General features: G+C 64.5%; 16 protein-coding genes. 9 read left to right on the top strand and 7 right to left on the bottom strand.

Annotation, left to right across the window (positions count from 1 at the left end; translation table 11 throughout):
* Nucleotides 1-36 precede the first annotated feature (36 nt).
* Together QMN23_RS04830 and QMN23_RS04825 are read left to right on the top strand one after the other, a co-directional pair.
* Complete coding sequence (locus QMN23_RS04830) at nucleotides 37-309, top strand: LapA family protein (RefSeq protein WP_282002225.1); 273 nt, start codon at nucleotides 37-39, stop codon at nucleotides 307-309.
* A 180-nt stretch (nucleotides 310-489) separates the two neighbouring features.
* Nucleotides 490-2,082 (top strand): methyl-accepting chemotaxis protein, encoded by a 1,593-nt coding sequence (locus tag QMN23_RS04825; protein ID WP_282002223.1) that lies wholly within the window; start codon nucleotides 490-492, stop codon nucleotides 2,080-2,082.
* Between the two features lie 29 nt (nucleotides 2,083-2,111).
* Here the strand turns inward: QMN23_RS04825 and QMN23_RS04820 are convergent, their stop codons facing one another.
* The 3 genes from QMN23_RS04820 to QMN23_RS04810 all read right to left on the bottom strand — a co-directional run bounded on the left by QMN23_RS04820 (nucleotide 2,112) and on the right by QMN23_RS04810 (nucleotide 3,827).
* Entirely contained in the window at nucleotides 2,112-2,444 is a 333-nt protein-coding gene (locus QMN23_RS04820) for a cupin domain-containing protein (protein ID WP_282002221.1), read from the bottom strand.
* Nucleotides 2,445-2,682: 238 nt separating this feature from the next.
* Nucleotides 2,683-3,309: a hypothetical protein gene (locus tag QMN23_RS04815; protein ID WP_282002219.1), complete on the bottom strand. Its 627-nt coding sequence runs from the start codon at nucleotides 3,307-3,309 to the stop codon at nucleotides 2,683-2,685.
* A gap of 23 nt (nucleotides 3,310-3,332) precedes the next feature.
* Nucleotides 3,333-3,827, bottom strand: a complete 495-nt coding sequence (locus QMN23_RS04810) for a glutaredoxin domain-containing protein (protein WP_282002217.1) — start codon at nucleotides 3,825-3,827, stop codon at nucleotides 3,333-3,335.
* A 207-nt stretch (nucleotides 3,828-4,034) separates the two neighbouring features.
* On the opposite strand from QMN23_RS04810, the gene QMN23_RS04805 reads away from it, so the two are divergent.
* Together QMN23_RS04805 and QMN23_RS04800 are read left to right on the top strand one after the other, a co-directional pair.
* Nucleotides 4,035-5,828: a FecR family protein gene (locus QMN23_RS04805; protein ID WP_282002215.1), complete on the top strand. Its 1,794-nt coding sequence runs from the start codon at nucleotides 4,035-4,037 to the stop codon at nucleotides 5,826-5,828.
* Between the two features lie 23 nt (nucleotides 5,829-5,851).
* Nucleotides 5,852-6,316 carry a glycine zipper 2TM domain-containing protein gene (locus QMN23_RS04800; RefSeq protein WP_282002213.1) on the top strand — a complete coding sequence of 155 codons (465 nt, stop codon included), beginning with the start codon at nucleotides 5,852-5,854 and terminating at the stop codon, nucleotides 6,314-6,316.
* Nucleotides 6,317-6,333: 17 nt separating this feature from the next.
* Here the strand turns inward: QMN23_RS04800 and QMN23_RS04795 are convergent, their stop codons facing one another.
* Nucleotides 6,334-7,473, bottom strand: a complete 1,140-nt coding sequence (locus QMN23_RS04795) for a VIT1/CCC1 transporter family protein (protein WP_282002211.1) — start codon at nucleotides 7,471-7,473, stop codon at nucleotides 6,334-6,336.
* A gap of 161 nt (nucleotides 7,474-7,634) precedes the next feature.
* Here QMN23_RS04795 and QMN23_RS04790 point away from each other — a divergent pair, with 161 nt between their 5' ends.
* A complete protein-coding gene (locus QMN23_RS04790) occupies nucleotides 7,635-8,555 on the top strand; it encodes a carbamate kinase (RefSeq protein ID WP_282002209.1) in 921 nt (306 codons plus the stop codon).
* Nucleotides 8,556-8,571: 16 nt separating this feature from the next.
* Here QMN23_RS04790 and QMN23_RS04785 read toward each other — a convergent pair whose 3' ends face one another.
* Both QMN23_RS04785 and ercA read right to left on the bottom strand, forming a co-directional pair.
* Nucleotides 8,572-11,871, bottom strand: coding sequence for a PAS domain-containing hybrid sensor histidine kinase/response regulator (locus QMN23_RS04785; RefSeq protein WP_282002207.1), 3,300 nt, complete (start codon nucleotides 11,869-11,871; stop codon nucleotides 8,572-8,574).
* A complete protein-coding gene (gene ercA, locus QMN23_RS04780; RefSeq protein WP_282002205.1) occupies nucleotides 11,855-13,018 on the bottom strand; it encodes an alcohol dehydrogenase-like regulatory protein ErcA in 1,164 nt (387 codons plus the stop codon). The genes QMN23_RS04785 and ercA overlap by 17 nt, the downstream gene beginning before the upstream one ends.
* Before the next feature lie 153 nt (nucleotides 13,019-13,171).
* Here ercA and QMN23_RS04775 point away from each other — a divergent pair, with 153 nt between their 5' ends.
* The 3 genes from QMN23_RS04775 to QMN23_RS04765 all read left to right on the top strand — a co-directional run bounded on the left by QMN23_RS04775 (nucleotide 13,172) and on the right by QMN23_RS04765 (nucleotide 15,612).
* Nucleotides 13,172-13,549 (top strand): response regulator, encoded by a 378-nt coding sequence (locus QMN23_RS04775; RefSeq protein ID WP_282002203.1) that lies wholly within the window; start codon nucleotides 13,172-13,174, stop codon nucleotides 13,547-13,549.
* 145 nt (nucleotides 13,550-13,694) lie between these two features.
* A complete protein-coding gene (gene upp, locus QMN23_RS04770) occupies nucleotides 13,695-14,324 on the top strand; it encodes a uracil phosphoribosyltransferase (protein ID WP_282002202.1) in 630 nt (209 codons plus the stop codon).
* A 40-nt stretch (nucleotides 14,325-14,364) separates the two neighbouring features.
* Nucleotides 14,365-15,612: a uracil-xanthine permease family protein gene (locus QMN23_RS04765; protein WP_282002201.1), complete on the top strand. Its 1,248-nt coding sequence runs from the start codon at nucleotides 14,365-14,367 to the stop codon at nucleotides 15,610-15,612.
* Here the strand turns inward: QMN23_RS04765 and QMN23_RS04760 are convergent.
* A complete protein-coding gene (locus tag QMN23_RS04760; RefSeq protein WP_282002200.1) occupies nucleotides 15,606-17,519 on the bottom strand; it encodes a PAS domain-containing sensor histidine kinase in 1,914 nt (637 codons plus the stop codon). The genes QMN23_RS04765 and QMN23_RS04760 overlap by 7 nt on opposite strands.
* Before the next feature lie 271 nt (nucleotides 17,520-17,790).
* Between QMN23_RS04760 and QMN23_RS04755 the strand changes: the two genes are divergently transcribed.
* Complete coding sequence (locus tag QMN23_RS04755; RefSeq protein WP_282002199.1) at nucleotides 17,791-18,156, top strand: PilZ domain-containing protein; 366 nt, start codon at nucleotides 17,791-17,793, stop codon at nucleotides 18,154-18,156.
* Nucleotides 18,157-18,170: the final 14 nt, after the last annotated feature.

The raw sequence follows: 18,170 nt of genomic DNA, 5'->3' as shown, positions 1-18,170 counted from the left end.
TCATCGTAGTCGATCGCCACACACCGGGAGGAGCCGATGACCCCCACCATCGTCATTGCCACACTCATCGCCCTGTTCACGATGATCTTTTCCGTCCAGAACGCCCAATCCGTCGAATTGTCGTTGTTTGCCTGGCGCTTTGCCGGCCCGCTGGCGGCGATCATCCTGCTCGCCTTCGCTGCCGGGGCGCTCACCGCCTGGCTGACGGGGCTGCCGTCCCGGCTCCGGCTCCGCAAGGAGCTCCGGGAGGCGTTGCAGCGGGAAGAGGCGCTGAAGTCCCAACCGCCGGCAGACAACGACAGCCGGTAAAAGCAACCTAAACTCTACTTTTAAACTCAAGTATTGACCTTAACAATTATTTACACTTTTTATCCTAAATTTTCCTCAGCATTCGCCGATGAGCTTACATGAAAGCACATGCTAACATTCTGGCGAAAAAGGCCGTGGAACGGGCATCGACAGCCACCCGTCCCCGGCGCGGAGGAATCAATGATCAGAAAGAAGCTCGCCCTCAAGGTCCTGGCGATCCTCGGCATCACCCTGTCGATCGGCTTCGCAACCCTCGGGGTGGTGGCCGGCTGGTTGCAATTCAAATCTTCCCTCGACCTGCAGATGAAGAATACCCGCACCATGGCCTCGATCCTGACCCGGGACATCGACGAGTACATGATGAAGGGGGACTCCACCGAGGTCAACCGCTACATTGCCGAAGCCAAGAAGAAGAATTTCTTCGTCGACCTGCAGATTTTCAACGGCGAGGCGCGCGATGCCAACGGCAGCCCCCAGGCGCCGCCCAATTCGCAGATGAAGGCGGCACTGGCCAGCGGCAAGGCAGTCGAGGTGCAAAGCACGATTAACGGCATCCGGGCGCTGAGCGTGGCGTTCCCGCTGGCGAACGAAAAGCGCTGCCAGAGCTGCCACGACGCCGGCCCGGCCTTCCTCGGCGGCTTCATCCTCACCACCTCGCTGGAACAGGGTTACGCCAGTGCCCGTTCGCTGTCGATCTCCCTGGCCATCGTTGCCGTCTCCTTTTTTCTGATTCTGCTCGTCACCATGTACCAGTTTTTCCGCCGGACCATCGTCAACCATATCATCGGCTTCTCCGAGCAGGTTCACGAGCTGGCCAGCGGCGGCGGCGACCTGACCCGGGTAATCCCGGTCCCCTCCGTCGACGAGATCGGCGAACTGGCCACCGGGATCAACAAACTAACCTCGACGATTCACGACATCATCAGCCGGATCGCCCGTAACGCCAGCGAACTGGCCGCTGCCGCCGCCCAGTTGAGCGCCACCTCCGGACAGATGGCCGGCAACGTGGAGAAGGTGGCGTTCCAGGCAACCACCGTCGCTACGGCCAGCGAAGAGCTGGCGGCAACCTCCTGCGAGATTGCCCAGAACTGCACCCTGGCGGCAGACGGCGCCCGCCAGGCGACCGACACCGCCCGCGAGGGAACGGGAGTGGTCAATACCACGGTTGCCGTTATGGACCGGATCGCCAACCGCGTTAAGGACGCCTCCGGCACCGTCGAGAAGCTCGGCTCGCGGAGCGACCAGATCGGCGAGATCATCGGCACCATCGAGGACATCGCCGACCAGACCAACCTGCTGGCGCTCAACGCGGCTATCGAGGCGGCGCGGGCCGGCGAGCAGGGGCGCGGCTTCGCCGTCGTTGCCGACGAAGTGCGGGCGCTCGCCGAACGGACGACCCGGGCAACGCGGGAGATCGGCGAGATGATCAAGGCGATCCAGCAGGAGACGAAGAGCGCCGTCTCCTCAATGGAAGAAGGGGTTAGGGAAGTGGCGCGGGGGACCGAAGAGACCGCCCGGTCCGGCGAGGCGCTCAGCGCCATCCTGCAAGGGATTTCCGACGTCACCAGCCAGGTCCACCAGATCGCCACTGCCGCCGAAGAGCAGACTTCGACCACCGGCGAGATCAGCCGCAACATCAATGACATCACCACGGTCGTCCGCGACGCCGCCGCCGGCGCCAACGAGTCGGCCCAGGCTGCCGAGCGGCTCGCGTCCCTCGCCGCCGAGCTCGAACAGCTGGTAGGCCAGTTCAAGCTGGCCGAGGGGCGGTAAGCACTCCCCGGGAGCGCAAATGCGGCGGACTACTCCCGGATCATCACCAGCAGCATCTTGAAGCGCTGCACCGCCCGAACGGCATGGGGACGGTTGGCCGGCATGATGATGAACTGGCCAGCCGTCAGCCGCTGCGCCGCGCCGTCGATGATGACTTCCGCCGCCCCGTCGATCACTTGGACAAAGGCATCGTAGGGGGCGGTATGTTCGCTCAGTCCCTGCCCGGCGGCAAAGGAGAATAGGGTCAGGGTGCCGACCTTTTTATCGATGAGGGTACGGCTCACCACCGCTCCCTCCTGATAGGCAACCAGCTCGGCCATGGTCACCGCCTTACCGATCAACGTCTCGCCGTTTCCACTCATGACATTCCCCTTTCTGAACCACAAACTCTTTTAGGTTCAGTATAGCGGGCGGCTGCCGCGATGCCTTGACCCAGGTCAACAAACCGCGCGGCGCCGACAGCGACGAGGCGAACAACCGCATCATCCCGGGAGATCGCCCCCTCTTGACGAGAGGGGGGTTGGGTACATCATATTTGACGGTGGAGGAGTAACGGCAGGGGACAATCGGCAGGGACAGCGGGCAAGAACCGGTGACCGGTCAGGAGGACTCTGCCAGATTGGCCAGCGCTTCCCGCAGCTCGACGGCGGCGATGGCGAACAGCCGGTCGAGGAACGGCGCTGTCGGCTGCGGCGGATAGAGCGGCAACGCCAGCCGGTAGATCAGGTCGAGAAGGCTGTCGTGGCGGTTCTCCTCCAGGAAGAACGCGCCGTACTGGAAGAACGGGCCGTAGAGCAGGGCATCCTCCATGACCGTATCGTCTTCGCTCCAGTACGGCATGATCATCTCCAGGGTGAGACAGAGACCCCGGCCGGTCACATCGTCCGCAATATAGAGCAGTACTTCGTCCTGTCCCGACTCATCATGGCCGGCCGCCTCGGGGCAGACCGTCCCCGCCGCCAGGACCAGCATCCGCCCGTGGAACGGGTCGAGGCCATACTCCCAGCCACGAGCGAGGCAATACTGCTCCAGCGCCTGGTAAGCCTCCGCCTGCCAAGGCTCGACGCCGGCGTAAAAATCGCCGCGCAGACTGTCCCGCCGAGCCACCAGTTGGTCGAGGGGAATGAAGTCCGCTTCGTCTTCTCCCGGCCGGGCCGTCCGTTTCTCCGCGTTATCGACTACCAGCCGCAGCTGCGGCCGTTTCCGTTCATCCTTATCCTTAGCCATCGACGTATCCTTTCCAAAACCCTCTACCGGCGGTCATTCTCCCCCTGATCGAGGAGCCGCAGCACTGCTTCAGGGTTGTAACCGTTGACCACCCGCTGACCGACCCGGGCAAGCGGTACCCCGCTCCCCCCCAATTGGATGAAGCGCTCATGGGCCGCCCGATCCTGCTCGACGTCGTAAGCGACATAGGGGATCCCCTGTTCTTTCAGGAACCGCTCCATCTTCTTGCAGTAGCCGCACCAGGAGGTGACGTACAGCTCGACGGTGCCGTTGTACCGGCCGGCCGGCCGGCTGGCTGTCGCTCCGCCCGCGCGGCCGGGCGGGGACGCAACGACGTTGATCTCCGCCAGCGGCGCCTGGGTCCCCAGTTGTTTCCGATAACGCCGCGGCACCTTGGCCGGATCGTCGACAAAATGGACCTGGCCGGCGCTATCGGTATAACGGTAGATTTCCGCCCAGCCGGCAGTGGCCAAGCCCAGGATCATGCCCCATATGCCGCAGAGCAGCAGACGTTTCATCGGTATCCTCACTCTCCCCTCATGATCGGCGACGGCAACAACGCTCGGCAGCCCCGCCCGATCGACGTCCAACCTTACCCCGCCCGGCCGATCCGTGTCAAGCCACCGCTGCAGCGAGCCGTCACATGAAAAAATATGCCGTCGGTCAACGAAAAAGGCTACAATGCGTTATCATGAATGCACCAGAACCTCCCGGAGGCAGCTGACATGAATCTGCTGTATCGCACCATCCTCATTGCCGCCCTGTTGTTTATCCCCGCTCTCGGTCACGCCGAGCTGAACGGCCTTGCCCGGATCAGCCTCGTTGAAGGCAACGTCCAGTTCCACGGTGGCGACACCCCCGATTGGCTGCCGGTGGCTGTTAACACCCCCCTCGATGAGGGGGACAGCATCTGGTGCCCGCCCGGCAGCCGCGCGGAAATCCAGCTCCGCAACGGCACCTGCATCCGCCTCGATGAAAATTCGAGCCTGGACCTGATCGCCGTCGAGGACGATTTTGCCCAGGTCCATCTCGGCATGGGTCATCTCTACGCCCGCACCACCAATAGCCGCGAGCAAAGCCTGCAGCTCGACACGGCCGATACCACGGTCAAGATTTACGCCCGGACCCGGCTGCAACTCGATCTCAACGATGAAGGAGACACCGACGTCTCGATCATCAGGGGGACGGCCTACGTCGAGGGGAACGGCAGCCGGACCCGGCTCCGTGCCGGAGAGATGCTCACCGCCGATGGCAACCGCTCGGAAATTTTCCCCCTCGCCCCGCCCGATGCCTGGGCACGCTGGAACATGGAACGGGATCGGATCGTGTACGCCCGGCTCGGCGACCGCCGTTACCTGCCGGACCAACTGGCCATTTATGCCGACGACCTGGCGGGAAATGGTGAATGGCTCCAGGTCAGGGACTACGGCTACGTCTGGCGCCCCACCGTCATCGTCCCGGACTGGGCCCCCTACCAGGTCGGCCGCTGGGTCTGGCGCGGCGGCGATTACGTCTGGATTTCCGCCGAGAGCTGGGGATGGGCACCGTACCACTACGGCCGCTGGGTGGTCGTTCCCGGCAGCGGCTGGTGCTGGGTACCGCCAGCCCGGGACGACGTCTTCTGGGGACCGGGCTACGTTGGCTGGGTGACCACCCCCACCTACGTCGGCTGGGTGCCGCTGGCGCCGGGAGAAACCTATTACGGGTACGGCCGTTACGGCCGGCACAGCGTCAACATCACCAACGTCAACATCAACATCACCTCGAACCGGATCGCCTATCGGAATACCACGATCAACAACGCGGTGACGGTGGTCAAACGGGAGTCTTTCATCGCCGGCCGGATGTCCTACGTTACCCCCCGCTCGGACCTGTTCAACAGAAAAGGGGGATTCGGTCCCCGGCCGCGCCTCCGCCCGGAAGCACCACAGGCGATGATGCCGGCACTGAAGCGCATTCCGGCCGTCCAGCGGCCGCCGGCGGCAGTGGAGCGGGTTGAACGGCGCACCCTCCGGCAGCACTATCCCCGGATCGTCGAGGGCCCGGCGCCGGCCACGGCCATCCCGGCACCGATCGCCGGGCCAAAGGGGCAGAACGGTAATGGCCGGCACACTCCCGCCCGGCCTACCGTCCCCACGGTCCGCTACGGCGACGGCGAACGGATCGAACGGCCGGCACAACCGCAAACGACCCGACCACAGACGCTTCCGCAACCGCAACCGGCCCAACCGCCACCACCCCGCCGGCAGCCGGCAACACCGGTCGTTCATCCCCCGGCCGGCCGCACCGAGGACAGCCGGCCGGCGGAGAAACGGGACGGCAACGGCAAGGGCAATGCTGCCCCGCATGAGGGGGAACAGCAGCGGGGTAACGGCACGACAGCGCCGGTCGTCCGGCCGGAAGCCCGGCAGCAGCCGGCGAAACGCCCGGCCGCCGCCGGGGAGAAGGCTCCCCGCCGGGTCTGGCGATTCAAGGACAAGGAACAGCAGCAGGAAGAGAAAAAAGGGAAAGAAAACTGATGATTTCAGCGAGGAGAAGCACCATGGCTCGCCAACCGTGGCAACCGGCACTCCTCATTCCCCTGCTGGCCCTGGCCCTGACCGGCTGTCTCCCCCGGCAGTATCCCGGAGCGGCCGCCGGTGGAGCCATGGGCGGATTCGCCGGTGCCGTCCTCGACCAGCGGAACCCGTGGCAAGGGGGGGTAATCGGCGCCACCGTCGGCGCCATCGCCGGCGCCACCATCGCCGAACTGTCGCAGCAGGCGGTCCGGGAATCGGCCCGGGCCTGGCAGCCGGTCGAATACTGGACCGAGGATCGCCGCGCCTGGTACAATGCGGAACCGCTCGGTTACGAGGACGGCGGTCGCTGCCGGAAGATCCGGGAAACGGTCCGCTTCGACGGCCGCATGGTCCGGAAACGGACAATTCTCATCTGCCGCGGCGGCTACGACAACCCGGCGTACCATTACAACCGGCATGCCGACCGTTACGAACGGGACGACGACTGAGGGAACGATTGCGAAGGTCAGCCGGCGATGCTCACCCCGATGAGCCGGCCGACCAGGAAGGTGACCGCCGCCGCCGAAAGGCCGAACAGTACCTGGCGGCAGCCGGAGGCGACCACCGACCGGCCGGTGAAGAGCGTGATGGCGGCACCGAGGAGAAAGAGCCCGGCGGTACTGGCCGCGGCGCTGGCAACGAGCGCCGGAATGCCGCCGAGGAAGAGATAAGGCATGACCGGCACGATCGCCCCGACGGCAAAGAGAAGAAACGAGGCGATCGCCGCCTCCCAGGCGGAACCGCCGAGCTCGTCGGGATCGATGCCGAGTTCGTCCCGGGCCAGCACTTCCAGCGCCAGCGCCTGGTTATCCATGATCCCGCCGGCCAGGGAGCGGGCCGTCGCCTCGTCGAGGCCGCGCGCCTGGTAGATGAGGGTCAGCTCCTCGACCTCCTCCTCGGGGACGGTGGCGATCTCCTCCCGCTCGGTAGCCAGCTGCTTCTGGTACAGCTCCCGGGAACTCTGAACCGAGATCCACTCGCCGAGAGCCATCGAGATCGCCCCGGCGAGCAGTCCGGCAAAGCCGGTCAACAGGATGCTCCGCGACGCCAGCTGCGCCCCGGCGACTCCCATCAACAGGTTGAAGTTGGAGAGAAGTCCGTCGCTCGCCCCGAGTACCGCCGCCCGGAGGGCATTACCGCCGGCGGCCCGGTGCCGCCCCTCGAAACGGGCCAGGGCGCTGCCGGACATCCCCTCGCCGCCCCCCTGGCTGAGCTGGCGGAGCAGCCGGGCATGGGACCGTTCGGTGGAGACCATCTCGGTGGTAGCCCGCTGTCGGGCATAGTCGTGGGAATTGATCTCCTCCAGCGAGGCGAGGGTCGGCACGATGGCCGCCGCACCGAGCCAGCGGGCCAACCGGCCGAGGACGACGGTCCGCCAGGAGGGACGGAAGAGAGGAACCGGCCGGCCCAGCCCTTCCAGCCGTTCCGCCCAGGCGGCCGCATGGCGGCGCTCCACCGCCGCCAGCCGCCGGTACAGCTCGGCGAGGTTGGCATCGGTTTCAAAGCCGGCCAGCCGCTCGTACAGCTCGGCACTGTTCATTTCGTCGCGCCAGTTGGCGAGATATCGCCGGGCATCCCGACGATCGTCATCCTGTCGTTGGCTCATTGTCCCTCCCGCACGGCATGATCCCTGAACGGGAACGGCCGGCCGACATGGCATTCCGGCGGCCCGGCTACCCGCCCGGCACAACCTTACCGCCGGCCGGCAGCGCTGTCAAGACGGCGACACCAGCTCCGGGCACAGCCAAACAGTCAAGGAGGTGAGGGATGACGCGAGAAACTGTCGTGGTGGCACTCGGCGGCAACGCCCTGATTCGCGCCGACCAGACAGGGACCATTGCCGAGCAGTTCGCCAACCTGAAGGGACCGCTTCGGCAGCTGGCCCGCCTTGCCGAGCATTATCGGCTGGTGGTCACCCACGGCAACGGGCCGCAGGTGGGCAACCTGCTGCTGCAGCAGGAGTGCTGCGCCGCGGTGCCGCCGCTCCCGTTGGAGATCCTGGTCGCCCAGACCCAGGGGCAGATCGGCTACATGATCGAATCGGTGCTCGACGAAGAGCTGGCCCGGCTCGGCCGGGAAGAGCAGCTCCTGGCCAGTCTGATCAGCTACGTGGTAGTCGATCCGGCGGACCCGGCCTTCGCCACCCCGACCAAGCCGATCGGGCCGGTCTATCCCGCCGCCGAGGCGGCCCGGCTCCCCTGGCCCACCGTCGCCACCGGCAGGGGCTATCGGCGGGTGGTGGCCTCCCCTCGGCCGGTCGCCATCGTTGAAAAGCGGGAGATCGCCACCCTGGTAGCGGCAGGCTTCATCGTCATCTGCTGCGGCGGCGGCGGAATTCCGGTGATCCGGCAGGGGCGCGGCTTCCATGGGGTCGACGCGGTGATCGACAAGGATCTGGCGAGCGCCGCCCTAGCCGTCGAACTGGGGGCCGACCGGCTGGTCATCGCCACCGACGTACCGGGCGCGGCCCTCGACTTCGGCGCCCCGGGCGAACGGTATCCGGCAACGATGACGCTGGCCGAAGCGGAGCGGCACCTGGCGGCCGGCCAGTTCCCCCCCGGCTCGATGGGCCCCAAGGTGGAGGCGGCAAGCCACGTTGTCCGCCATGGCGGCCACGCCGTCATCTGTCATCTTGACGACATCGAGCGGGCGCTGGCCGGCAACGCCGGCACGAGACTGCTCCCCTGAACCGGCCGCCGCCCGTTCAGGAGTTTTCGCCGAAAGCCTCCCGCAACGCCTTCCCCAACTCCTCCAGATTGTACGGTTTGCCGAGAGCGGCACAGAAGCCGTACTCCCGGTAATTGGCCAGCACCTGGTCGATGGAGTAGCCGCTCGACACGATCACCCGGGCAGCCGGATCGAACTGGAGTAGCTTCCGCGCCGTTTCCTTCCCCCCCATCCCCCCGGGGATCGTCAGGTCCATGATCACCGCCCGATACGGCGTTCCGGTGGCGGCAGCCTGCTCGTACAGCCGCAGTGCCTCGCCGCCGTCCCGGCTGAGGGTCGGCTGGTAACCGAGCATTTTCAGCGCCACTTCAGCCATCTCCAGCACCAGCGGGTCGTCGTCCATCACCAGGATGGCCCCGGCCCCGCGGGAACGGCTGACGACCGGCGGTGCCGTTTCCGTCAACGCCTTCTCCGAGGCGGGAAGTTCGATCACGAAACTGGTGCCCCGTTCGGGCCGGGTGAAAACCCGGATTTCCCCCCCGTGGTTCTTGACGATGAAAAAGACCGTCGCCAGACCGAGTCCGCTACCGTGCTGCTTGGTCGTGAAGTAGGGATCGAAGATCCGGTGCAGATCCTCGTCAGCAATGCCGCCACCGGTATCCTCAATGGTAATCCTGACCATCCCCCGGTGTTGGGAAGCGCCCTCGCCACCCCGCTCCGGCAGCGGCACATTTTCCGCCCGAACAGTGATCACGCCGCCGTCGGGCATTGACTGATCGGCATTGATCACCAGGTTGTTGACCACCTGGCTCATCTGCCCCGGATCGACCTCTACCGGCCAGAGATCGTGGGAGATATCGAACTCGCAGCGGACGTTCGAACCCCGAAGAACGAAGGTGGCCGAATCGACCAAAAGTTGCTTGAGAGAGGTCAGCTTCTTGACCGGCGCCCCCCCCTTAGAGAAGGCAAGCAGCTGCTGAGTAAGATCGCGGGCCCGCTCCGACGCTTTCTGAGCGCGATCGAGCAGCGGATAGACCGGTTGTTGCGGGGAAACCAGCGTCCGGGCCATCGAGATATTTCCCAGCACCCCGGTCAGCAGGTTATTGAAATCATGGGCGATCCCCCCGGCCAGCACACCGATTGATTCGAGCTTGCGCGCCCGGAGCAACGCCTCCTCCATCTCTCGCTTCTGGGTGATATTGCGGAAGGCAAGCACCACGCCAAGGATGTTCCCCGCCGGGTCACGGAGCGGCGCGGCAGATTCGGCAATCACCAGCTCGCTGCCGTCGCGGGAAACCAGAATCGCATTGTTCGCCAGTTCCACCACCTCTCTGGTCTTCAATACCAGCTCCACCGGATTGACCAGCGGCTCCCGCGTCCTGGCATTCCGGATTGAGAACACCTCTCCCAGCGGCCGGCCGATCGCCTCTTCCTGGGTCCAGCCGCACAACTGCTCGGCCGCCCGGTTGAGCAGGATCACCCGCCCCGCCGTATCGACCGAAATAACGCCGTCGCCGATGGAGCGCAGGGTGACCGTCATCAGCTCTTTTTCGCTCTCCAGGGCGTCCCGGGCCGCTTTCAGCTCCGAGATATCGGCGATAATCCCGAGCAGCGCCTGCAGGTTGCCGTTGCTGTCTTCGAGCCGCTTGCCGGAGAGATAGCCCCAGAAATCGCTGCCGTCCAGGCGTCGGTAATGCCGCTCGCTCGAAACCTGCTCGATCTCCCCGGCAATCAGCTGGCGCATTCGGAAGTCGCCAAGGTCGTGTTCCGTCGGATAGAGGAGGTCGGGATACGGCGTACCGGGAAGGGCACCGGGCGAATAGCCGAACATTTCAGCCATCCGCTGGTTGGCAAAGGTAATCTCCCCGGCGGGGGAGACCAGAATGATCCCGGCCTGCGACGTATCGAAGATGAGCCGCAGCCGCTGCTCGCTCTCCCGAAGCGCTTCCTCCGCCTGCCGGCGCTCGGTGACGTCGTCGTAGACACCGAGGATCCCCATCACCGAACCGTCGTAGGCATGGAGCGGGATCTTGGTGGTTTCCACATACGTCAGCCGGCCGTCGGCGGTCCGCTGCGACTCGGCGAACCGATAACGGGGCTGGTTCGTGCGCATGACTTCCCGGTCGTCGGCCCGGTACCCTTCGGTCTCTTCCGTCAGCCACGGCAGTTCGTAATCGGTCTTGCCGATGACCTCGGCCGGCGAAGAGAGCCCGGCAGCACGGGCGAAATTGTCGTTGCAGCCGAGGTAGACCGAATCGGTATCCTTCCAGAAGATCGCCTGCGGGATGGCATTGATGACCAGCGACAGCATCCGCTCCCGCTCCTGCAACGCCTCCTCCGCCCGCTGATGCTCGACGATTTCCTGTTCGAGCCGGAGGGCCTGGAGATGCAGTTCGTCTTCGGTACGCTTTCGCTCGGTAATGTCGAGCATCACCCCGACCACTCCCCGCACCGAACCGTCATGCTGCAGGATCGCCGACTTGTAGAAGATCACTTCGCGCAAATGGCCGGCCGCGTCCCTAACCTGGGTCTCGTAGACCTGGGTGCCGCGCTGCCGCATCAGCTCCAGGTCGGCTTGGCGATAAACCTCGGCCAGTTCGCCTGGGGCGACCGCGAAGGCGGTGGCACCGATGATCTTTTCCCGGGGCAGGCCGATGAACTCGGCAAAGGCGCGATTGCAGTTCTCGTAGACGCCGTCGGTATCCTTGAAGAAGATCGGGTTGGGGATCGACTCGATAATCGTGTTCAACAGCTCACGGCTTTGCGCCAGGTCAGTCTCGGCCCGCATCCGCTCGGTGATATCCTCGGCAATCCCCAGGTAGCCGCCGACCTGCCCGTCCTCGGCACGGATCACGGTGATCGTCAGCTTGACCAGGATGTGCCTGCCGTCCCGCCGCAGATAGGTCCAGTTCCCACTCTCGGCTCCCTGCTCCCGGGCAACGGCCGCAAAGACCTCGAAGCCGCCCATCTCTCGCCCCAGTTCCCGCGACAGTTCCCTCCTCCGCCGGGCTACCTCTTCCTCAAGATGGAACGTCAGCGGCGTCATCACCCCGACCACGTCATCCGCCGCGTACCAGAGCATCCGTTCGGCGCCGCGATTGAAGAAGGTGATCAGGCCGTCCCGGTCGGTGGCAATAACCGCCATCTCCGTGGCGGCATTGAACATCGCCTGGAGCTGGCTGTTGGCCAGGTCAAGGGCGTTCTTTGCCGCTTCCAGTTCGTGGAGACGCTGTTGCAGCTCCGGATAGTAGCTCTTTCGGGCCGACAGTTCGCCGAGGCCGATAATGCTCTGCCGCAGGCTGTCCCAATCATTTTCCGTGCTAGAGCGCTTCGGCATAGATCCTTCCGATGTCCTCAACAGTCGGCCGCCGCGGGTTGGTGACCATACAGGCATCTTTCATGGCATTGGCCGCCAGCCGGGGAAGGTCCGCCGACACCACCCCCAACTGGCCCAGCGTTCGATTGATGCCGGCTGCGGCCTTGATCCGGCGGATTTCGTCGACGAGAAGCTTTTGCCAGTCGGCCGGGCTGCCGCCGCGACAGTGAAGCCCCATGGCTTCGGCTATGCCCCGGAACCGGTCGGGCGCAGCCGGGAAATTGAACGCCACGACATGATCGAGAAACATGGCGTTGCACTCGCCATGGGGTAGGTCAAGCGTCCCCCCGAGGCTGTGCGACATGGCATGCACCGCCCCCAGGCTGGCATTGGAAAACGCCAGGCCGGCCTCCATACAGCCGAGCATCATCCGGGTTCGGGCGGCGAGATCGCCCGCCGGATCGCGGACGGCCGGCAGGAGAGCGCCGGCAATGAGCCGCACCGCCTCAAGGGCATGGAGGTCGGTCAACGGCGAGCTAGCGTTGGAGACATAGGCCTCGATGGCATGGACCAGGGCATCCATCCCGGTGCAGGCGGTCAGGTAGGAATCGAGCGTGCCGGTGGTCAGCGGATCGATCAACGTCACGTCGGGAACCACCGCCTTGCTGATAATGGCCATTTTGACCCGGCGCACGGTATTGGTGATGATGGCGAACTGCGAAACGTCGGCCGCCGAACCGGCGGTCGTCGGGACGCAGAGCAGCGGCGGCATCGGCACCACCACCCGGTCCACCCCTTCGCAGGCGACGATATCGCATCGGTTGGCCCAGGCGATGCCGATCCCCTTGGCACAGTCGAGCGGGCTGCCCCCTCCCACCGCCACCAGAGCGTCGCAGCCGGCGGCGGCATAACGCTCGACACCGGCCATCACCTCATGGTCGCGGGGATTGCTGGAAACCTGATCGAAAAGGATGACGCGGATTCCCGCCTCTTCCAGGCTCCGCCTCGCTTGCTCCGTCCAGCCGGCGGCCACGACCCCGGCATCGCTGACCAGCATCACGTTGCCAACGCCGTAGAGCGCAGCATGGCGGCCGACCAGTTGCAGGGCCCCGTTGCCATAAATAATTTCCGGGCAGACGAACTTGCGCAGATTGTCCCACTGCATCATGCCCTCCCGTCACCGACCGAACAGGAATATCGGTCTGACCATTATCCAAGGGATTCGAGGGAAATAATATAACTCCATTTTACCGACGCAATCCGTTCTGTCATGCTATACTTCTTATCGGTCGGCAGATAATTTCATTGAGCGGCGGCAGCGATGACAAAACGATCGGTGCTGGTTATTGACGATGACGACGACGTCCTCTTCCTGGTCGAATATGCCCTGAAGCATCTCGGCTTCGAGGTCGCCTGCGCTCCGGGGAGCGAGGAAGGAATCACCCTCTTCCGGGAACGCCAGGCGGCGGGAACCCCCTTCCTCGCCGTCATCACCGACCTGAACATCCCCGGCGGCCCCAGCGGTCGGGAAATCGCCCGCCAATTGCACGAACTGGACGAAACAGTCAAGGTTTTCGTTTCCAGCGGCTATCCCGACGATCCCTGCATGCGCGATTGCACCGCTTACGGATTTGCCGGGGCCATCGCCAAACCGGTCACCGTCGAGGAGCTGCTGAGCTCCTTCGTCACCCGCCTCTAGCGTTCGCCGCTCTCCCCGAAACACACGCACTATTCTGATGACTTGCCTGACAAATTCGGGTAAGCTCTTCCGCCGTCACCAAGCCGCTGACCGTCGGGGACAATTCCTGCGCCGGTAGCCACCAAACCGCGACGGGAGAGAGTTCATGAGCATCCATGAGATCAGTCATCCTCTGGTAAAACATAAGATCGGCCTGATGCGCGAAGCCGGCATCAGTACCAAGAAGTTCCGCGAACTGACCGCCGAGGTGGCCCGGCTCCTCGCCTATGAAGCCTGCCGGGATTTCCCGCTGGAGCACCGGACCATCGAAGGATGGGACGGCAGCCCGGTGGAAATTCAGCAGATCAAGGGGAAAAAGGTAACGGTGGTACCGATCCTCCGAGCCGGGATCGGTATGCTGGAAGGGGTCCTCGACATGATCCCCAACGCCAAGGTGAGCGTCGTCGGCCTCGCCCGCAACGAAGAGACCCTGGAAGCCCATACCTACTACGAAAAATTCGTCGGCCGGCTCGACGAGCGGCTGGCGCTCATCCTCGACCCGATGCTCGCCACCGGCGGCTCCATCGACGCCACCATCGCCATGTTGAAGCGCTCCGGCTGCCGGCAGATCCGAGTGCTGGCGCTGGTCGCCGCCCCCGAGGGAATCGCCCGGGTGGCCGCCGCCCACCCCGAGGTCGAACTCTACGTCGCTGCCCTCGACCAGGGCCTCAACGAAAACGGCTACATCCTGCCCGGTCTCGGCGACGCCGGCGACAAGATCTTCGGCACCAAGTAACGCCAGCCGCCGCCATCAATCGACCACGGAGCCGCCCCCCATGAGCAAAGCCAACGAACCGCAGTGGCGCCAGGCGATCGCCGGCGCCCAGATTCTCTTTGTCGCCTTCGGCGCCCTCGTGCTGGTGCCGATCCTGACCGGCCTCAACCCGAGCATGGCCCTTTTGGGCGCCGGGATCGGCACGCTGATCTTCCAGGCGGTCACCAAGCGGAAAGTGCCGGTCTTCCTCGGCTCGTCGTTCGCCTTCATCGCCCCGATCATCTACAGCATCCAGACCTGGGGCCTGCCGGCCACCCTCTCGGGGCTCTTTGCCGCCGGCTGGCTCTACATGCTGCTGGCACTGCTCATCCGGGTCCGGGGCGTCGGCTTCATCCACAAGCTGATGCCGCCGGTCGTCGTCGGGCCGATCATCATGGTCATCGGCCTCGGCCTGGCCGGCGTGGCGGTCAACATGGCGATGGGGAAAAGCGGCGACGGCAAACTGGTCCTGGTCGACGGCACCACCGCCCTGCTCGTCGCCGCGGTCTCCCTTGCCACCACGGTGGCGGTCGCCACCCGAGCCAAAGGAATCTTCCGGCTGCTGCCGATCCTCTCCGGGGTCGTCGTCGGCTATCTCCTCTCCATCGTCATCGGTATCGTCGATTTCAGCAAGATCATCGCCGCCCCCTGGCTGGCCGTCCCCTCTTTCGTCTCCCCCCAGTGGAACTGGTCGGCGGTTCTGTTCATGCTGCCGGTGGCTCTGGCACCGGCCATCGAACACGTGGGTGACGTCATCGCCATCGGCGCCGTTACCGGCCACGACTATACCGCCCGACCAGGTCTCCACCGGACCCTGCTCGGCGACGGGCTGGCCGTCTGCGTTGCCGGCCTGATCGGCGGCCCGCCGGTAACCACTTACACCGAGGTAACCGGCGCGGTGATGATTACCCGCAACTTCAACCCGGTGACCATGACCTGGGCGGCGGTCTTGGCCATTGTCATGGCGTTTTTCGGCAAGTTCAACGCCATTCTCCAATCGATCCCGGTCCCGGTGATGGGCGGAATCATGATGCTCCTCTTCGGCAGCATCGCCACGGTCGGCCTCGGTACCCTGGTCCAGGCCCGGGTCAATCTCCATCGCCCCCGCGTGCTCTGCATCGTCTCGCTGGTGCTGGTCTTCGGCATCGGCGGACTGACCATCTCCATTGCCGGGCTCCGCTTCCAGGGGGTCAGCCTGAGCGGGATCACCGCCATCCTCCTCAACCTGATCCTCCCCGCCGACAAAGGGGATGACGGCTCCCATCACTGAGGCACCGGCCGGCCGCCGGCGCCGCCTCCCGGGAATGAGAGGTAAAAGGTCGCCCCTTTCCCTTCCTCGCCATAGCCCCAGACCTCGCCGCCATGGAGCTGGACGATGCGCTGCACCGTCGCCAGGCCGATCCCGGTCCCCTCGAATTCCCCCGGCCGGTGCAGCCGCTGGAACGCGCCGAAGAGCTTGTCCGCATAGGCCATATTGAAACCGACGCCGTTATCGCGGATGAACAGCACTTCACGGCCGTCGACGGTTTCCCGGCCGACATGGATCGCCGCCGCCGGATTCTTCGCCGTATATTTCCAGGCATTATCGAGCAGATTCTGCAACGCCACCTGCAACAACCGGTAATCGCCGAGCACGGCGAGTCCGTCGTCAATCCGCACCTCGACCTGCCGTTGCGGCTCGGCGGCCTGCAGTTCATCGACGATGGTGCGGACGAGCGCGCTGACGTCCACGTTCCTGACCGAGATAGCGCTCCGCGTCACGCGGGAAAGTTCAAGCAGATCATCGATCAAGAGCCCCATCCGCCGGCTCGCCGCCTGCACCCTGCCGAGCAGCTCCCGGACATCTTCATCGAGGGCAGCGGCTTTCTCTTCCATGATGATGGCGCTGAAGCTGTTGATGTGCCGCAACGGCGCCCGCAGGTCGTGGGAGACCGAATAGCAGAACGATTCCAGCTCCCGGTTCGACGATTCGAGCTGGACCGTCCGTTCGTGGACCCGCCGCTCCAGCTCCGCGTTCATTTCCCGGATCGCCTGTTCGGCCCGTTTGCGGGCGGTGATATCGACGATACTGACCAGCAGGTTGCCGAAATCGGCGCCCGGCGCGGGGATCGCCACCCGCATCAGGACATCGATCGTCCGGCCGGCAAAGGTCCGGTTGACCGTCTCGACCTCGAAAAAGGCCTTCCCTTCGGCAATCGCCTGCAGACACCCTTCGAAGGCTCGGCAAGTCTCCGGCGTGGCAATCCGGTGCAGCCCGCCGAGCAACGCCGCCTTTGACGGGGCTTCATAGAGAGTGAGCGTCCAGTCGTTCACATCGACAATCCTGATCAGCCGGAGAGTTTGCTCGGCAAAATCGGGGTGGCGGCTGAGAAAGTCGCGAAAACTCCCCGACCAGGTGGCCTTCACCCCGTCGATGGCCGCCTTCGCCGCCGAGAAATCCTCCTCCCAGAGTGAGACGGCCGCCGTATTGAAAATGGTCGCAAAGCGTTTTTCGCTTCTCCGCAGCTCCTCTTCCGCCCGCTTGCGATCGGTGATGTCGGTGCCGACGCAAAGATATTCCCGCAACCGGCCGGCGGCATCGCAGACCGGCTTGTTGGCCCAGGAGACCCAGACCCGCTCGCCATTCTTGCGCACATTTTCGTTGACGTTCCGTTCGTAGCGGGCCGGTTCCCGCAGCACCGCCGCGATCAACGTCCGCAGATCGCGGCCGGTGCTCTCCCGTTCCGGGACAATGGTGTCGAGCGGGCTCTTGCCGAGCACCTCCTCCTCGGTGAAGCCGAAAAACTTCTGGGCGAATTCGTTAAAAAAAGTGATCGTCCCGGCACTATCCAGCCGCATGATGATGCTGTTGGCGTTCTGCACCAGCTCGCGGTATTTCTCTTCCGACTGCCGCAGCGAAATTTCCACCCGGAAACGCTGGCGCATGATGTAGATCAGCAAGGAAATGACGATAAGAAGAATAAGGAGGACGGAGACGGCGCCCCAGAAATGGGTGCTGAACTCCGCATAGAGGTCGCTGAGACGGTGGCGGTGCTCTTCCGGGAGCCCCGGCGGCGCCCCTCGTGCGGCAAGGGGGGAGAGAATCGCCACCACGATTCCGAACATCCAGGCGGCCGTAGACCGAAAGCCGCCGCCGGTAAACTTCATCGTTCCACTGGCTGGGCATGCTCCGCGCATCGCACCTCCCCTGCCCACCCCCGGCAGGACCATTGAGTGTAAAAAGTATACCCGACACGATCGGCAATGCCCAGTCGGCAAAATGCCGCCTGATCGACCCGCCGGATAAAAATCGTGAAAGACCGGTCAGTTCGGCGACGCCCGCCCCGGCAACCGGCGTCGCCCGGCCACCAGCCTTTGCAGAGGCACGGCCGGGCATTAATGAAAATGATTGTCTACAGGACAAATAAAGTTTATATGGTAAATATCTACAGTGGGGGTGAATAACGGAATGAACACCGACAAGCGACAATTCAACAGGGTGCCGTTTGCCGCCAAGGCCTTCGTCGAGCGTGACGGCGAGCGGCAGGAAGCCGTGTTGATGGACGTCTCCCTGAAAGGGGCACTGCTACAGCTGCAATCGCCGGCGGACTTCGGGCTGGGCACCGGGTGCACCGTCTCGATCCAGCTCGAAAGCTCCGAGATCGTCATTACCTTCGCCGGCGAGGTGGTCCACACCAGAGATAACCTGATCGGCCTCAAGCTGACCACCATCGATATCGAATCGATGATCCACCTCCGCAGCCTGATCGAGCTGAACACCGCCGACCCCGAGCAGGTCAAGAAAGAGCTTTCGTTTCTCGCCAAGCCGAACTGAGACGCAGGCCCGGC

Source organism: Geotalea uraniireducens, from assembly GCF_027943965.1.
Classification (GTDB): domain Bacteria; phylum Desulfobacterota; class Desulfuromonadia; order Geobacterales; family Geobacteraceae; genus Geobacter; species Geobacter uraniireducens.
This window is presented reverse-complemented; position numbering and strand designations above follow the sequence as displayed.

What these genes read in the sequence shown, in the direction of transcription:
- QMN23_RS04775 (WP_282002203.1), top strand. Translation starts at nt 13,172, where the DNA reads ATGACAAAACGATCGGTGCTGGTTATTGACGATGACGACGACGTCCTC.
- QMN23_RS04760 (WP_282002200.1), bottom strand. Translation starts at nt 17,519, where the DNA reads ATGCGCGGAGCATGCCCAGCCAGTGGAACGATGAAGTTTACCGGCGGC.
- QMN23_RS04755 (WP_282002199.1), top strand. Translation starts at nt 17,791, where the DNA reads ATGAACACCGACAAGCGACAATTCAACAGGGTGCCGTTTGCCGCCAAG.
- QMN23_RS04790 (WP_282002209.1), top strand. Translation starts at nt 7,635, where the DNA reads ATGACGCGAGAAACTGTCGTGGTGGCACTCGGCGGCAACGCCCTGATT.
- QMN23_RS04800 (WP_282002213.1), top strand. Translation starts at nt 5,852, where the DNA reads ATGGCTCGCCAACCGTGGCAACCGGCACTCCTCATTCCCCTGCTGGCC.
- QMN23_RS04820 (WP_282002221.1), bottom strand. Translation starts at nt 2,444, where the DNA reads ATGAGTGGAAACGGCGAGACGTTGATCGGTAAGGCGGTGACCATGGCC.
- QMN23_RS04805 (WP_282002215.1), top strand. Translation starts at nt 4,035, where the DNA reads ATGAATCTGCTGTATCGCACCATCCTCATTGCCGCCCTGTTGTTTATC.
- QMN23_RS04785 (WP_282002207.1), bottom strand. Translation starts at nt 11,871, where the DNA reads ATGCCGAAGCGCTCTAGCACGGAAAATGATTGGGACAGCCTGCGGCAG.
- ercA (WP_282002205.1), bottom strand. Translation starts at nt 13,018, where the DNA reads ATGATGCAGTGGGACAATCTGCGCAAGTTCGTCTGCCCGGAAATTATT.
- QMN23_RS04825 (WP_282002223.1), top strand. Translation starts at nt 490, where the DNA reads ATGATCAGAAAGAAGCTCGCCCTCAAGGTCCTGGCGATCCTCGGCATC.
- QMN23_RS04815 (WP_282002219.1), bottom strand. Translation starts at nt 3,309, where the DNA reads ATGGCTAAGGATAAGGATGAACGGAAACGGCCGCAGCTGCGGCTGGTA.
- upp (WP_282002202.1), top strand. Translation starts at nt 13,695, where the DNA reads ATGAGCATCCATGAGATCAGTCATCCTCTGGTAAAACATAAGATCGGC.
- QMN23_RS04810 (WP_282002217.1), bottom strand. Translation starts at nt 3,827, where the DNA reads ATGAAACGTCTGCTGCTCTGCGGCATATGGGGCATGATCCTGGGCTTG.
- QMN23_RS04795 (WP_282002211.1), bottom strand. Translation starts at nt 7,473, where the DNA reads ATGAGCCAACGACAGGATGACGATCGTCGGGATGCCCGGCGATATCTC.
- QMN23_RS04830 (WP_282002225.1), top strand. Translation starts at nt 37, where the DNA reads ATGACCCCCACCATCGTCATTGCCACACTCATCGCCCTGTTCACGATG.
- QMN23_RS04765 (WP_282002201.1), top strand. Translation starts at nt 14,365, where the DNA reads ATGAGCAAAGCCAACGAACCGCAGTGGCGCCAGGCGATCGCCGGCGCC.